Below are 14,729 nucleotides of genomic sequence, written 5' to 3'. Positions count from 1 at the left end.
TTCAGTTGAATTATTTTCAAAAATCATCTAAGTTTAGTTTAACACTTTTTTATTTGTTATAAAAAGGAGGCTTTTATATGTGGAATTGGGAAGCCGAAAATGCGAAAGCAGTCATTGTTATCGTCCATGGAGCGAATGAGCATCATGGAAGATACAGATGGTTAATTGAACAGTGGCAAACTAATGGTATGAATGTTGTGATGGGGGATCTACCCGGACAGGGGGATGTATCCAACAAAAGCCGTGGCCATATTGAACAGTTTGATGATTATATTAATGAAGTTGAAAAGTGGATTAGGCATGCATCTAGTTACAATTTACCGATTTTCTTAATTGGACATAGTATGGGTGGTACTGTTGTTATTAGAACACTTCAAGAAAAATTTTCGCAAGTAAGAGGTGTGATTTTATCCTCGCCATGTCTCGGTTTAGTACATCCACCTTCAAAGGCTTTGGATTTGGTAACGAGAGGTTTAAATGTATTTTGCCCAAGATTAAGAGTAAATAGTGGTGTTACGGTTAACCAGGCAACAAGAAATGAAGAAGTGCGCTTAGCTAATACTAAAGATCCGTTGTATATTAAGAACGTATCGGTAAGATGGTATCGAGAGTTATCAAACGGGATGAAACAAGCTAACAAAAAAGTTGATAAATTTCCGAATATACCGTTATTAGTGCTTCAAGGTGGAGAAGATAAAATTGTAAACAAGGAATCTGTTTTCACGTGGTTTAATCATGTTAATAACAGTGAAAAAGTGTATAAAGAATATCCTGAGTTATACCATGAAGTTTTTAACGAACCTGAAAGAGAGCAAGTATTTAATTATGCTTTAGCTTTTGTAAATAATTTAATCTAATGGATACAACATGAAATGTGTGGTGATTTAATTGAAAGTACCAACGCACCCCTTCCCGTTAATGGGGAAAGTGTATAATGATGTAATACCAACAGTACATAAATACTTAGCACATTGGCGAGAAAAAGCAGAAAAAATTCCAAACCAAGAATTAAGGAAGCAAGCGTTAGCAAGTATTGATTCGAAGACCTTTCATTGCCAAGGTGGGTCAATCATGGCTATTTTAGCTCATGAGAATTGGAAAGAATGTATTAAGTTTATTGTCGCTTACCAGACGATTAGTGATTATCTAGATAATTTATGTGACAGAAGTACTTCGTTAAATCCGAAAGACTTTCGCTCACTACATGAGTCTATGCCACATGCGTTAACAGTTGGTCAGGGAACAACGAATTATTATCGATATCGAGAAGAGCAAGACGATGGTGGTTATTTAAGTGACCTGGTAATGTCTTGTCAAGAATCACTATCCAACTCAAAACACTATGATAAAATAGTTTCTCATTTACACGAGTTGGCCGGTTATTATTGTGACCTTCAGGTTCATAAGCATGTCCAAGTAGATGAACGTGTACCTAGACTTGAAAAATGGTTTGAGACTTATAAACCGGAATTACCTGAAATGGAATGGTATGAGTTCTCAGCGTGCTCAGGTTCAACTCTTGGTATTTTCTGTTTGGTTGCCCATGGGTTTCAGCGTGAATTTGATAAAGAAATAGCTGAGAAAATAAGAAGTGGTTATTTCCCTTATATACAAGGTCTTCACATTATGCTTGATTATCTAATTGATCAAGAAGAGGATATTAAAGGTGGAGACCTGAATTTTTGCTTTTATTATCCACATGAAGAGAAATTATTGGCTCGTCTGAAGCACTTTGTTCGTGAAGCCGACAAGCATATAAAAGGTCTTCCAAATGAGAAATTTCATAAACTAATCAATCGTGGCCTTCTTGGGATCTATCTCTCTGATGAAAAGGTTAGAAAACAAAAGAAAGTATCAAAAATTGCGAGGGAAATGATTAAATGTGGTGGAGGAACCTCCCTCTTCTTTTATATGAATGGCCGTGCATTCCGTACCTTTCAAAAAGTATCAGGTGCATTTAGTAGGTAAAAAAACAAAGGTAGTGCGTTATTCGCACTACCTTTGTTAGATGGCGGGACATTCCACGTCCCGCTTTAGGTGCCTGGCACCATGATTTATCTTTTTTCAATTGCTAGGATGAAGGGTGGATTATTTTGTTGGTTCATAAATCGATAGTTCAAGACATGTGCATATTGCTGATCGATGGTTGTGACATATTTTAGAAGTGCATCTCGTTCGTACGCACCTTCTTCATGACCATGATAGATGACAAGAATGATTATTCCTTCCGGAGGCATCATTTCAAGTATTTGCTCAACTGCTGCAATGGTCGAGTCTGGCTTTGTGACAATTTCTTTATCTCCACCAGGTAAGTAACCTAAATTAAAGATGGCTGCTGTTACCTTATGATTAGCTGAGGCTGGTAGTAATGTACTGATTTTATCGTGACTTTCCTTATATAAGGTAGCACGAGATAAGGCTTGTGCTTCACTAAGCCTATTAACCGTTTGATCTATTGCAGATTGTTGAATATCAAATCCATACACATGACCACTCTCTCCAACTAAATTTGCCAAATATAGAGTATCATGACCATTACCAATCGTTGCATCGATGACAATGTCACCTGGTGAAACAGCTAATGTTAATAACTTTCTAGCAAAGGGAAGAATCCGGTCTAACTTCATTTTTGTTCAACTTCCTTTTTATAAAACTTTCCTTGATAGCTATCTCTACGCTTAAGTTCCGCATCAATGCTATTTAAGACTTCCCACTTATTTACGCTCCACATCGGGCCAATCATCAGGTCAATCGGTCCATCACCAGTTATTCTGTGAACAATCATTTCCGGGGGTAGAACTTCTAATTGATCACATACTAAACTTACATAATCATTCAAGGACATAAATTCGAGCAGTCCTTTTTCATATTGCTTTACCATAGGTGTACCTTTTAATAGATGTAATAAGTGAATCTTAATCCCTTGAACATCCAGTTTTGCAACTTCCCGAGCGGTCTCCATCATCATGTTAGGGGTTTCAAGTGGTAAACCATTGATTAAATGAGAACAAATTCGGATCTTATGTTTTCGTAATTTATTGACACCTTCAATATAGCAATCAAAATCATGCGCTCGGTTGATTAGGAGCGCCGTACGTTCATGAACAGTTTGCAATCCAAGTTCAACCCAGAGATATGTTCGTTCATTAAGCTCTGCTAAATATTCAACCACATCATCTGGTAAGCAATCAGGGCGTGTTGCTATAGATATTCCGACAACACCTTCCTGATTTAAGACAGGTTCAAATTTCTCACGTAAAACGTCCACTGGTGCATGTGTATTAGTGTAGGCTTGAAAGTAAGCCATGTATTTTCCGTCTTTCCATTTCGTATGCATTTTTGCTTTTATATCATTAAATTGTGTTAATAGGTCATCTGCACGATCACCGGCAAAGTCGCCAGATCCGGCAGCACTACAGAATGTACAACCACCATGTGCAACTGTACCATCACGGTTAGGACAATCAAAGCCACCATCAAGCGCGACCTTAAAAACCTTATGACCAAAATGCTTTCTTAAGTGATAATTCCATGTATGATAACGCTTATCGTCGGATGCATATAAAAATGGGTTATTCTGATTCAAGTCAGGTATCTCCTTTTGAAAAAAATTGTCCATTAAATGATTGTAGCATGATTAATTCATACATCACAATGTAAATAATGTGTACAAAATTGGAAGACATTCTTAAGACTTTGTTAGCTAAGAAATGCACAAACTATCAAGTGATGAGGCATCGCTTCACAAAGAATAAAGGAGGGGTATGGATGGCCACTCGTAAATCTGTTGAAGATTTTTTAGCACAATGTGAAGATACTATTCGTTATGCTCAGGAACAAGTTACAATGCGAAGACAACAAGAGCACTACAACCTCACAGAATATACAGATGCTCTTAACTTACTTGAAGAACGTGGAAATGACCTTGCACATTTGGCGTTAAGTTGTAATGGTCAACAGCGTGAACAGCTACATCGTATGAGATTGCAGTTACAACAGCTGCAAAATGACTTAACGTTAGATGAGAATATCATCACAGAATATAAATAGGGGGAACCATTCTATGAAAAAGCGTTCTAAACAAAATAATCCTGAACAAAAGACGCAAAATGGACATAACAGTGAATTTGGAGAAGAGTTAAGTGCGGTTGAGAAAGTAAAAAAGCAAAATGCAAAAAAAGGACAACCAATTAAATCAAAACAACGTCCAGAATAACAAAAAAGAAGAGTGTGAAATTTTATTCACGCTCTTCTTTTTTATTTTTAAAAACTATGTAATAGCAGTGGAGATATCTCTTTAAAATCTTCTACTTAATAATGACATTAAACCTTGAATAATCAGTACACAAGAGAACAAAAGAATAGCTACCTGACCAAAAAGGTATACTAATGGGCTTAATGGAAATAAGAAACCATCAAGTGGAACTTTTAATAATGCAAAACCAGCAACTATACATGATAAAAATAATAATGGATAGCGTTCCATAAAATAATCAATCCCCCTTTCACTTACTTAAGCTTATTCAGGTTAATTGAATTATATTTTATTAATGTCCTATTTAATGCAAAGTTCTAAAAATTATGTGGATTCTTTACCATATTGATAAAAGCAAAAGAAAGGAATAGAATGGTTTTTGGAGCAAAGGAATGCATATATTATAGTAGAAAATGGGGGATGAGATGAATGCCTCGAACTCTTTGGGTTTTAGTGATTGGAATGGTTATTAATGTAACTGGGGCCTCTTTCTTATGGCCTCTTAATACAATATACATCCATGATCAACTAGGGAAATCATTAACAGTCGCAGGAATAGTGTTAATGTTGAATTCTGGAGCTAGTGTGATTGGAAATCTTGTAGGTGGAACTTTATTTGATAAAGTTGGCGGTTACAAATCAGTATTAATTGGTATTATTATTTCGATGGCAGCCATTGCAGGGCTCGTCTTTTTTAATGAATGGCCTTATTATGTAATCTTATTAATTGTTTTAGGGTTTGGTTCTGGTATTGTATTTCCGGCGATGTATGCTATGGCTGGTTCTGTCTGGCCAGAAGGTGGGAGAAGAGCATTTAATGCGATGTATGTTGGATCAAATGTAGGGGTAGCTGTTGGAGCTGCACTTGGTGGCTTAGTAGCTTCTTATTCTTTCCAATATGTGTTTACAGCAAATGCAGTCATGTACTTGGTTTTTCTGTTACTAGCGGTGTTTGGATATCGTTCAATTAATGTTGACAAGGCGGAGCAACAAAATGTATTAGGACAAAAGAAAGTGATTAAAAATTATACAAAGTTACGTGCATTGCTAATCGTTTCAATCGGATATATATTGTGTTGGCTTGCATACTCACAATGGGCATCAACCATCGCTTCATATACACAAGGACTTGGGATTAGTATGAAGCAGTATAGTATTCTTTGGACAATTAATGGAGCACTAATTGTTATTGGCCAACCAGTTGTGAATACGGTTGTTCGCTTCTTTGCCAAAACACTTAAATCTCAAATTGTGATTGGGATTTTTATATTTATAGGATCTTTTATTGTTCTATTAAATACGACTCAATTCACTGGATTTATTGTAGCGATGCTGATTTTAACAGTTGGTGAGATGTTTGTGTGGCCGGCTGTTCCAACGATTGCTAATGAATTGGCACCTAAAGGACGAGAGGGGTTTTACCAGGGGATTGTTAATAGTATGGCGACAGGTGGTAGAATGCTAGGGCCTGTTGTTGGTGGTGTGCTAGTAGATTTATTTGGAATGAGTATGTTGTTTTTTGTATTGATTGGCTTGTTGACGATCTCAGTATTTACTACACTTGTATATGATCGGAAATTAAAACAATCAGCAGTGAACGAAGAAAATGTTGTTGTTGCAGGCGCGGGATCATAATTCATAAACCTTGGGAGAATTGTTCTCTCAAGGTTTTATTAGTTTATTCTGAACTATACCTGAGATTCTACCATTTTATAGGCTTTTAAACACTTGTATTTTCGTAAGTCTGGTAATTCCCTACTAAATTCCTATAAATTTTATAGATTTAAAGAATGAAAAATCATGATTGTTATGTTAATATCTAATAATAACAAAATTCTTTATTGTTTGAAAAATAAAATAAATGGATAAAGCTTAGATAGAGAGAGAGCTTAATTTAAAATAGGTAGGGGATTGGATATGGCAGAATTACGTAGTAATATGATTAAAAAAGGTTTTGATCGTGCACCACACAGAAGTTTGCTTCGTGCAGCTGGAGTAAAAGAGGAAGATTTTAATAAACCATTTATCGCAGTATGTAATTCATATATTGATATTGTTCCAGGACATATACATTTACAAGAGTTTGGAAAACTAGTAAAAGAAGCGATTCGTGAAGCTGGCGGAGTTCCGTTTGAATTTAACACAATCGGTGTTGATGATGGAATTGCGATGGGACATATTGGTATGCGTTATTCGCTTCCAAGCCGTGAAATTATTGCTGATTCAATTGAAACGGTGGTATCAGCGCACTGGTTTGACGGAATGGTATGTATTCCGAACTGTGATAAAATCACACCAGGAATGATGATGGCAGCACTACGAGTAAACATCCCTACGATTTTCGTAAGTGGTGGACCAATGAAAGCTGGTACAACAAGTGATGGAAGAAAGATTTCATTATCATCTGTATTTGAGGGCGTTGGTGCGTTCCAAGCAGGGAAAATTGAAGAAAAGGATCTTTATGAGTTAGAAGCATTTGGTTGTCCAACATGTGGTTCTTGTTCTGGTATGTTCACTGCAAACTCTATGAACTGTTTAGCAGAGGCGTTAGGACTTGCTCTACCTGGAAATGGAACGATTTTAGCAGTTGCACCTGAACGTAGAGATTTTGTAAAGAAATCAGCAACTCAGCTAATGGAATTAATCAAGCTTGATCTTAAACCACGTGATATTGTAACAGAGAAAGCAATCGATAATGCATTTGCTCTTGATATGGCATTAGGAGGTTCAACAAATACAGTACTTCATACATTAGCACTTGCACATGAAGCTGAAATTGAATATCCAATTGAGCGCATTAACGAAGTAGCAGAACGTGTACCACATTTATCAAAGCTTGCACCAGCTTCTGATCATCATATTGAGGACTTACATGAAGCAGGTGGAGTTTCTGCTGCATTAAATGAATTAGCGAAAAAAGAAGGCGCGCTTCATCTTGATGCAATGACGGTAACTGGTAAAACACTAGGTGAAAACGTTGCAGGATGTGAAATTACGAACCACGATGTTATTCGTCCAATCGATAATCCCCATACAGAAAAAGGTGGATTGGCTGTGTTGTTCGGAAACCTTGCTCCAGACGGTGCGATCATTAAAACTGGTGGGGTACAAAATGGAATTACTAGCCATGAAGGTCCTGCAGTTGTTTATGAATCACAAGAAGAAGCGGTTAAAGGTATTTCATCTGGTGAAGTAAAAGCTGGTGATGTTGTTATTATTCGTTACGAAGGACCTAAAGGTGGACCAGGAATGCCAGAAATGCTTTCACCTACATCGATGATTGTTGGAATGGGACTTGGACCAAAGGTAGCACTTGTAACTGATGGACGTTTCTCTGGTGCATCTCGTGGACTTTCGATTGGTCATGCTTCTCCTGAAGCAGCTGAAGGTGGGCCACTTGCATTTGTTGAAAATGGTGACCATGTTGTTATTGACATTGACAACCGCACAATGGATGTTGTTGTACCTGAGGAAGAATGGGAAAAACGTAAAGCAAACTGGAAGGGCTTTGAACCAAAGGTTAAAAAAGGCTATTTAGCTCGTTATTCTAAGCTTGTGACATCTGCTAATACTGGTGGAGTTATGAAAATTTAATAAAGTACTGCTAATCAAAGCATCCGAATTCGATTCGGATGCTTTTTTAAAGTAAAAAAAATAGTTCGTTCATTTCTTCTCTCGATTCAGTTGCTCTATATATGATAAAGCTGATAAAAGAATATCTCTTTTCGTTAACTCTTTAGTGTGTTTTAAAGGCTTTGCTATCTGCTTCTTGGATAATTCATCGTTTTTCTTTTTTACTGATTTTCGTAGTTCAGGAGATTTTCCTTTTAAGATCATATCTAAATTTTGTTGATTGAGGGAAACTAGTAGCTTGTTTAATGGGCTGTGCTGCTTCACAGGCTGAGTTCGTGGTTTCGTTTTTTTCTGCTTCTCTGGTTTATGATGACTGGATTTGGGATAATGATTAGCTGAATGTTGCTTTGTTTTTTTATGATTAATAGATGGTGGAACTTCTTTTTTGGTTACATCTATATCTGGTACGGCTTTTTCTGTTATTTTAGTTACAGCTATTTCTGGTAAGGGTTCTTCTGTTTTTGGTGTAATCTCTACCTGTGGTTGGTCTTGTTTTGCCACGTAAGAAGATCTAGTTGGTTCTAAAGAAACCTCTTCCCATGTCTCTAAAACCTGAGATGCTACCCGATCCCAAGTGTATTGACTCAGAGCAAGGTCTCTCCCTTTTTTACCCATGGAGGTCATTAATGATTTATCACTCAAAACTTCAGTAATTGCTTCGACAAAACCATTTGGATCTTCGGGATTTTTTATGACGACTCCATTTTCCCTAGCAGATATGACCTCGGGATTTCCACCTCTTTCAGTTGTTACAATGGGAAGGCCTGCAGCCATTGCTTCATAATGAACACGTGCTAGAGGTTCCTGCCATTGAGAAGTACAGACAAAGAGATCTGCTGCTGAATACCATTCATGGATTTTATCCCCTGAAACATAACCAGTATTTATAACAGGTATCGGTAATCTTTTGGAAAGAGCACGGATGTAAGCTACATAATCTGTCACTCTATCTTGGCTAAACCAATTTCCACCGATAATAACTAAGGCCAGATTATCAAATCTTTCTGCAAGAGCAGGTATGGCTAGAATAAGTTTATCAACTCCTTTGTTCCTGGAAAGTCTTCCCGCAAATAAAATAACAGTTTTATCTTCAAGCCCATGCTTTTTACGTAGCTCGTTACGGATCCCTGAAATATCTGGATGGTCTATAGGTAAGAAACGTTCGATATCAACACCTGAATAAATGGTTTTTATTTTTGGAACTGATTCTGGGTACAAGTCTTTAATCACATTTCCGATATAGTCGCTAACAGTCACAATTTGAGAGATCTCATGAAGGGCCATTTGTGCTTCCACGGGGTCAATTTTCTCTGGGAAGAACATATCGTTATGCATACTGAGGGTTATTTTAGAATGTGGTGCATGTTGACGTACTGGTAAAATGAGACGTGGCCGATTGAAAATATGAACCAAATCAAATTGTTCTGAAGAAAGGAATTCGGTTACTCCTTCTTTATACAACTCAAATACTTTCCCAGGGATTCGAACATATCGAATTCCATCTATATGCTCTTCATTTGGTAGAGAAGGATCATTGGTTCCCAAAACGGTAATATCATGTTCCTTACTTAGAATAGGGAGAATACCTGCTAAATATGTTTGGATTGCCCCGCCTAAGATTGGAGGAACAGGAAGCTTCTCAGTACAAATCATTAAGACTTTCATTTGTTATATTCACACCCTTCCAATCTTCTTTAATTTCACTTAATGCAGTCCACTTAGAATCTTCTAATTCTAGAACAGATATAACAGATTGCTTTGTATCCTCGTTTAAAAATAATTCAGGTTCATAGACCATTGATTTAATCTCTTTATAAAATGCATCAGGAAATGATAGGTCAATCCATAGCACTTCATACATTTCAGGTGTTATAGGATTTGTCTCATGATAGGCTTTAACCATTTCACGGATAAAAGTAGCATCCCATTCATTTATATCAGACATTGTACTAGCAATTAGTTTTGATAAATCACGCATTGGTAGGTCATAGGTTACACCATCAAGGTCAATGACCCACATCCCTTCAATACCCATTTGAGCATTAGACCAACCGTAGTCCTGGTGAGCTAATCCCCAATAAATATCGCCTTTTTGCGCTAGTTGATGATAACTAGATTCCTGTAGCATCTTGAGACTCGTTTCTGCTTGTTGTTTAAAGTAGTCTAGTACATGATTAATCAATTCACTTGCAGGCATTTCTGGATATGCAAGGACAATATGCCGGAACCATTCAAGCTTTGTAATGACCTTTTCGTATTTTCTCGGCCACTTTTTAACCCTTGATGGAACTTCAGCCTGCTTTGGTGGGACATATCCTTTTGTTAAGCGATGAAATTCACCCAATGCACGACATAAGTTTTTTGCACCCTCTAAGTCTGATGAGGTTGGTTCTAATGGAACAATCCATTCAGCTACAAACCATATCTTATTAGCAATCTCAACAAAGTCTCGACCGTCCTTTGTTTTTACAATTGATGGTACCCTTGCACCTTGAGTTTCTACTAAATAGTTTTGGGCTCCTAAGCTAAATATACTTCGACTTGGACGACGGTGAAGGAGCTTTAAACTTTTTGGTCCAAGGTTTGTTTCGATTTTCCAAATAGCACCACCTTTAAATGGTTTCGTTGCCATTACAGTGATATCCGAAACAACAAAGTCGTAATGTTGTAACGCTTGTTGTGCCAATTCACTTACATAGTCTGGTATATATAAGTCATCTATTGATTCATAATCTCCCCATGGATCAATTCTTTGTTTCTCCAATTTATTTCCTCCTTTAACTTAGTTGAGTATCTCGGCATATTCCAGATACATAGGATTTTAGCTTTCTAGTTCTCTATAATGTCTAGTAAGAAGTTTCATATATTCTTTTTCAATTCCAATATCATACCTAGTTCCTGAAATGACTTTTCCATAAACCTTCTGACTATTAAGTAGTTCCTTAATTGCGTCAGTTAGTTGAATTTCGTTACCATGACCAGGTGTGACGTCTTCTAAGTGGTGCATAATATCTGGATTAAAGATATACCGTCCAATAACTGCAAGGTTTGATGGAGGATTGGTGAGTGGTTTCTCAACAATATCCTCTAGCTCATATTCATTGTTTTTCATTTCAATTCCGGAAATGACTCCATAGTTTTTTGTAGAGTGCTCATCTACTTTCTTCAATCCAATTACACTCGAAGAAGTTCTGTGATGAAGGTCTATTAGTTCTTGTAAGCAACTTCCGTTTTTATTGATGATGATGTCGTCTGGTAATAGTACAGCAAATGGATCTTTACCAACGAAGTTTTTCCCAAGATGAATAGCATCCCCGAGTCCTTTAGCAAAGGGTTGGCGTGTGTAAAGAATTTGAGCTTTTGGTAGGGTTAGCTTTTGTTTAAGATGGCTCTTATTATTTTTCTCTAAAAATGATTCTAGTTCCAAGGATGAATCCAAGTAATCAATAATAAGGCTCTTGGTACGTGAAACGATGATTAGTATTTCCTCAATACCGGAGTTAACCGCTTCCTCAATAACAAGTTGGATGGCCGGCTTTAGTCCGACTGGAAACATTTCCTTTGGGATAACCTTTGTAATGGGAAGACCTCTCGTGCCAAACCCTGCTGCTGGTATGATTGCTTTTTTTACCATATGCCTCCTCCTTTCTTGTCCATTTACTGTAATATATTCTCTTCATAGACATAAAGGGACTTGTCTGATAAGAAAACAGGCTTCAAACTAAGTCCATTTTTATAGATTTGGTTATTTGCTAGATTACAATCTTTTCGTTTTTTCATAGGATACATGAAGAGAATAGAAAGAAGGGGATTTCAAGATGGAAATCTGTATTGTTGGAGCTGGATATGTAGGTTTAACGACAGCTGCGGTGTTAGCACGCCTTGGACACTCTGTCTGTTGTGTGGATATTAATAAGGAGAGAATTAAAGAATTGCAAGAGGGCAAGGTTCCTATTTATGAACCCGGGTTGAAGGAGATTCTTGACCATCATCATGAAAATTTATCCTTTCATTGGGATGTGAGTAAGGGTATATCGGAATTTCCGGTCATTATGATTGCTGTTGGAACGCCATCACTTCCAGATGGGAAAACAGATTTAACCTATCTGTATTCAGTAGTAGATTGTATTAGTGAAAATCTATCATCCTATAAAACCATTATTACTAAAAGCACGGTTCCTCCTGGAACAAACGAAATTTTATATCGAAGACTAATTGATCAAGGAGTAGATTCTAGTCTATTTAACATCGTTTCTAATCCTGAGTTTCTTCGTGAAGGAACAGCTATTTATGATATGGAACACCCTGACAAAATTTTGGTAGGACATAGAGAGGGAGATAGTCAATCAGTTTCTATTTTACAAGAACTATATCATGGTCTTGATGCACCATATGTTGTGACAAGTTTAAATGGAGCAGAAATGACCAAATATGCTTCAAATGCTTTTCTAGCGTTGAAGATTTCTTTTATCAATGAAATGGCCAAAATCAGTGATGCTTATGGTGTTAATATTACTGATGTTGCAAGAGGTATTGGAACCGATCCGCGAATTGGTCCTCACTTTTTACAAGCTGGACTTGGGTATGGAGGTTCTTGTTTTCCGAAAGATGTTATTTCATTGGAGCATACGGCATTAGAAAAGGAAATACATCCAAAATTATTAAGGGCTCTTCAAGAAGTCAATCATGAGCAAATTGAAGTCTATTTGAGGAAATTAAAACAAGCTATGACAACAATAGAGGGGAAAACGATTACAGTGTTAGGTATTGCTTTTAAGCCAAACACAGATGATATTCGATGTTCACCTGCAGTTGAACTCATTAAAAGGATTAGCCAATATGATTGTGAGGTAAGATCCTATGACCCAAAAGCAAGTCTTCCTCCCAATTTGTATGAGAACGTTAAGCAAACCCCTAGTCTTGAACAAGCAATTAAAGGGTCAGATTGTGTTGTTATTGCAACTGATTGGGAGGAATTTAAAGAAATGGACTTAGGGAAGCTTAAGAAATGGATGAGAGGAAATCTAGTGCTTGATGCAAGAAACTGTCTTGAACCAAGAGCTTTAGCTCAGCATGGATTAGCTTATATAGGGGTTGCACGGGGAAGAAAAAGTAGTGGAATATGATTATTGTCCCTTCATTGGGTCAGAGGTCCTCGTTTATGAGGACCACAAACCTTTATAAGGAGTACTTTTTTATTCTAGTTCAGGATCCCGATCATCCAAATACCTCGTATATTTCAAAAGTGTTCCCCCACCACTTCCGCCACCAGTTGTTGAATGTTCTGGGTATACTGATTTACCGGAGTGGTCAAAAGCTCTCCAAGCAAATTCTGTTGTGGGAGAGGAGAAAACGCCGTTATAGTAAAAGTCAGGAAACTGTGCAGCTTCTAGCTTCATTGTGTCGTTTAATACCTTGATAAACTCCTCAGATAATTTAACAATTCCGTAAGAGTGTTCATCCAATGGTGTTGAAAAGTTCATTTGTAGTTTAGGTGTATAGATTTCAATTCGATCTGAAACAGAGTAATTTCTTCGCTTTAACAAATAAAACTCTAACGATTTAATCTGGTCAGCAGGATGAAGATTCCAAACAAAATAAAAGGTTGAGGGGTCATTAGGGTTCGTACTAACTAGATGGGGAGTACTGATTGTACCTACATATTCAATCTCCCAATTGCGATTATTATAGTACCAGTAGCTTGCAGCATATTCACCTTCAGTTGTGATATATGGAACATAAATATGATTGTTATCAATGGTGATAATATCCTGAATTACTTCTATTTTTGAATTTAAATAGTAAGGATTTATCCTTTGTTTCATTTCTTCTTCTGTTAAAAATGAACTTGCATCACTTGTATAGTAATAGAATGAATAAGCTCCAACCAAAAGAATTACAAACAAAAACAATAAAAGGAGAAGCTTCTTTTTAGTACTTATCACTCAGGAACTCCCTCCTCAAAAAGTACATCATTAGAACGAAAGTAATATTGTTCAAGAGGTGTAGTAATCAGAATACCATGACCATCACGCTCAAGGTAGACAGTGGTTGTAAGGTCACTCCCAAGTTTAGGTGTTGTCCCGATTAATTGATAGGGGAATTTTTCGTCCAAAGAAGACGTTACTTCCTCATACCAAACAATGCTTTGTACAGGTTCTTGTTCCATATCCTTAAGTAAAGCTAGAAGATTATCTTTAATGGTGACATTTTCTCCACTTGGATGAATCATGATCATTTCAGCGTGTTCGATCCCGGTAATATAGGTAGAGATCTTATCTTCTGGATAAAATAGTGCATGAAATGGATTCAAGAGTATAGAACCTAACAGAAAAATAAAGTTTGCCCAAAACCCTAACCATGCAAAAGGTCGATATCTCATCCAGCGTGTAATCTGATCATTTCTTTTTAAAATCCCGTATGCAATCCATACACCAATTGGTAGAATGGAAATCCTATAAGTATCAAACGTAATACTAAACGTAAAAAGGCCAATTAAAAGAATGGTGAATGCCTTCCATATAGGAGGTTTGGCACTTTTACGATAAAGATGTGTAAACAAGAATGCAATTAGTAACCAAGATAACGTAGCAATCACGATGGATGGAAGATTGAATGATAATTCAAGATTGAAATCCATAGTTCCCTCCTTACATGTGTATATCTAAATTTTATCATAAAAATGGCACATTCTGGTTAGAGATTTGGTATGTAGAGTAATCGTTTCGGTAAAAATAGTGTTAAGTAAGCCTATTTTTCTTGTTAACACTTGCAGTTTATTGTCAAATTCTATAGAATACACATTATAATTAAATATGATGAAAGCATTGATGAGGAGTAG

The 14,729-nt window shown here is 36.8% G+C and carries 15 protein-coding genes and 1 other annotated feature (1 of these 16 cut by a window edge); of the genes, 7 read left to right on the top strand and 8 right to left on the bottom strand.

Annotated elements, in window-relative coordinates; genetic code table 11:
- Positions 1 to 77: 77 nt before the first annotated feature.
- A complete protein-coding gene (locus BLQ56_RS03510) occupies positions 78 to 857 on the top strand; it encodes an alpha/beta hydrolase (RefSeq protein ID WP_090849919.1) in 780 nt (259 codons plus the stop codon).
- 31 nt (positions 858 to 888) lie between these two features.
- Entirely contained in the window at positions 889 to 1,968 is a 1,080-nt protein-coding gene (locus tag BLQ56_RS03505) for a tetraprenyl-beta-curcumene synthase family protein (protein ID WP_090849917.1), read from the top strand.
- A gap of 86 nt (positions 1,969 to 2,054) precedes the next feature.
- Here BLQ56_RS03505 and mnmM read toward each other — a convergent pair whose 3' ends face one another.
- Complete coding sequence (gene mnmM, locus BLQ56_RS03500) at positions 2,055 to 2,627, bottom strand: tRNA 5-(aminomethyl)-2-thiouridylate-methyltransferase MnmM (protein WP_090849915.1); 573 nt, start codon at positions 2,625 to 2,627, stop codon at positions 2,055 to 2,057.
- A complete protein-coding gene (gene mnmL / locus BLQ56_RS03495; protein ID WP_090849913.1) occupies positions 2,624 to 3,586 on the bottom strand; it encodes a tRNA modification radical SAM protein MnmL/YtqA in 963 nt (320 codons plus the stop codon). Before mnmL ends, mnmM begins: the two co-directional genes overlap by 4 nt.
- Before the next feature lie 182 nt (positions 3,587 to 3,768).
- Here mnmL and BLQ56_RS03490 point away from each other — a divergent pair, with 182 nt between their 5' ends.
- Together BLQ56_RS03490 and BLQ56_RS03485 are read left to right on the top strand one after the other, a co-directional pair.
- Positions 3,769 to 4,050 (top strand): YtzC family protein, encoded by a 282-nt coding sequence (locus tag BLQ56_RS03490; RefSeq protein ID WP_090849911.1) that lies wholly within the window; start codon positions 3,769 to 3,771, stop codon positions 4,048 to 4,050.
- A 13-nt stretch (positions 4,051 to 4,063) separates the two neighbouring features.
- Complete coding sequence (locus BLQ56_RS03485) at positions 4,064 to 4,216, top strand: glycogen biosynthesis protein GlgD (RefSeq protein ID WP_090849909.1); 153 nt, start codon at positions 4,064 to 4,066, stop codon at positions 4,214 to 4,216.
- A gap of 81 nt (positions 4,217 to 4,297) precedes the next feature.
- Here the strand turns inward: BLQ56_RS03485 and BLQ56_RS03480 are convergent, their stop codons facing one another.
- A complete protein-coding gene (locus BLQ56_RS03480) occupies positions 4,298 to 4,486 on the bottom strand; it encodes a hypothetical protein (RefSeq protein WP_090849907.1) in 189 nt (62 codons plus the stop codon).
- Positions 4,487 to 4,684: 198 nt separating this feature from the next.
- Between BLQ56_RS03480 and BLQ56_RS03475 the strand changes: the two genes are divergently transcribed.
- The gene (locus BLQ56_RS03475; protein ID WP_090849905.1) at positions 4,685 to 5,890 is read left to right on the top strand and encodes an MDR family MFS transporter; all 1,206 of its coding nucleotides are present in this window, start codon (positions 4,685 to 4,687) and stop codon (positions 5,888 to 5,890) included.
- Positions 5,891 to 6,172: 282 nt separating this feature from the next.
- Positions 6,173 to 7,849: a dihydroxy-acid dehydratase gene (ilvD, locus tag BLQ56_RS03470; RefSeq protein ID WP_090849903.1), complete on the top strand. Its 1,677-nt coding sequence runs from the start codon at positions 6,173 to 6,175 to the stop codon at positions 7,847 to 7,849.
- Positions 7,850 to 7,918: 69 nt separating this feature from the next.
- On the opposite strand, the gene BLQ56_RS03465 is transcribed toward ilvD, so the two are convergent.
- Genes BLQ56_RS03465 through BLQ56_RS03455 form a run of 3 tightly spaced genes read right to left on the bottom strand, consistent with a single transcriptional unit; the run spans position 7,919 to position 11,522 of the window.
- On the bottom strand, positions 7,919 to 9,553 hold the full coding sequence (locus BLQ56_RS03465; RefSeq protein WP_090849901.1) for a glycosyltransferase family 4 protein: 1,635 nt from the start codon (positions 9,551 to 9,553) through the stop codon (positions 7,919 to 7,921).
- On the bottom strand, positions 9,528 to 10,652 hold the full coding sequence (locus BLQ56_RS03460; RefSeq protein WP_090849899.1) for a CotS family spore coat protein: 1,125 nt from the start codon (positions 10,650 to 10,652) through the stop codon (positions 9,528 to 9,530). Before BLQ56_RS03460 ends, BLQ56_RS03465 begins: the two co-directional genes overlap by 26 nt.
- Positions 10,653 to 10,709: 57 nt before the next feature.
- Entirely contained in the window at positions 10,710 to 11,522 is an 813-nt protein-coding gene (locus tag BLQ56_RS03455; protein ID WP_090849897.1) for a UTP--glucose-1-phosphate uridylyltransferase, read from the bottom strand.
- A gap of 184 nt (positions 11,523 to 11,706) precedes the next feature.
- Here BLQ56_RS03455 and BLQ56_RS03450 point away from each other — a divergent pair, with 184 nt between their 5' ends.
- A complete protein-coding gene (locus tag BLQ56_RS03450; protein ID WP_090849895.1) occupies positions 11,707 to 13,014 on the top strand; it encodes a UDP-glucose dehydrogenase family protein in 1,308 nt (435 codons plus the stop codon).
- A 69-nt stretch (positions 13,015 to 13,083) separates the two neighbouring features.
- Here the strand turns inward: BLQ56_RS03450 and BLQ56_RS03445 are convergent, their stop codons facing one another.
- Complete coding sequence (locus BLQ56_RS03445) at positions 13,084 to 13,833, bottom strand: hypothetical protein (protein ID WP_090849893.1); 750 nt, start codon at positions 13,831 to 13,833, stop codon at positions 13,084 to 13,086.
- Complete coding sequence (locus tag BLQ56_RS03440) at positions 13,830 to 14,528, bottom strand: hypothetical protein (protein ID WP_090849891.1); 699 nt, start codon at positions 14,526 to 14,528, stop codon at positions 13,830 to 13,832. The genes BLQ56_RS03445 and BLQ56_RS03440 overlap by 4 nt, the downstream gene beginning before the upstream one ends.
- Before the next feature lie 178 nt (positions 14,529 to 14,706).
- Positions 14,707 to 14,729: a binding site (T-box leader), on the top strand (it continues 239 nt past the right edge of the window).

This window comes from Litchfieldia salsa (assembly GCF_900104555.1).
In the GTDB taxonomy this organism is placed as follows: Bacteria; Bacillota; Bacilli; order Bacillales; family Bacillaceae_L; genus Litchfieldia; species Litchfieldia salsa.
Note: the sequence above shows the minus strand (reverse complement) of the source record. Positions and strands in the feature narration are given on the sequence as shown.

Excerpts from the sequence above, each read along its gene's own strand:
- ilvD (WP_090849903.1), top strand. The coding sequence starts at position 6,173 with ATGGCAGAATTACGTAGTAATATGATTAAAAAAGGTTTTGATCGTGCA.
- BLQ56_RS03490 (WP_090849911.1), top strand. The coding sequence starts at position 3,769 with ATGGCCACTCGTAAATCTGTTGAAGATTTTTTAGCACAATGTGAAGAT.
- BLQ56_RS03480 (WP_090849907.1), bottom strand. The coding sequence starts at position 4,486 with ATGGAACGCTATCCATTATTATTTTTATCATGTATAGTTGCTGGTTTT.
- BLQ56_RS03455 (WP_090849897.1), bottom strand. The coding sequence starts at position 11,522 with ATGGTAAAAAAAGCAATCATACCAGCAGCAGGGTTTGGCACGAGAGGT.
- BLQ56_RS03475 (WP_090849905.1), top strand. The coding sequence starts at position 4,685 with ATGCCTCGAACTCTTTGGGTTTTAGTGATTGGAATGGTTATTAATGTA.
- BLQ56_RS03485 (WP_090849909.1), top strand. The coding sequence starts at position 4,064 with ATGAAAAAGCGTTCTAAACAAAATAATCCTGAACAAAAGACGCAAAAT.
- BLQ56_RS03450 (WP_090849895.1), top strand. The coding sequence starts at position 11,707 with ATGGAAATCTGTATTGTTGGAGCTGGATATGTAGGTTTAACGACAGCT.
- BLQ56_RS03465 (WP_090849901.1), bottom strand. The coding sequence starts at position 9,553 with ATGAAAGTCTTAATGATTTGTACTGAGAAGCTTCCTGTTCCTCCAATC.
- BLQ56_RS03510 (WP_090849919.1), top strand. The coding sequence starts at position 78 with ATGTGGAATTGGGAAGCCGAAAATGCGAAAGCAGTCATTGTTATCGTC.
- BLQ56_RS03440 (WP_090849891.1), bottom strand. The coding sequence starts at position 14,528 with ATGGATTTCAATCTTGAATTATCATTCAATCTTCCATCCATCGTGATT.
- mnmM (WP_090849915.1), bottom strand. The coding sequence starts at position 2,627 with ATGAAGTTAGACCGGATTCTTCCCTTTGCTAGAAAGTTATTAACATTA.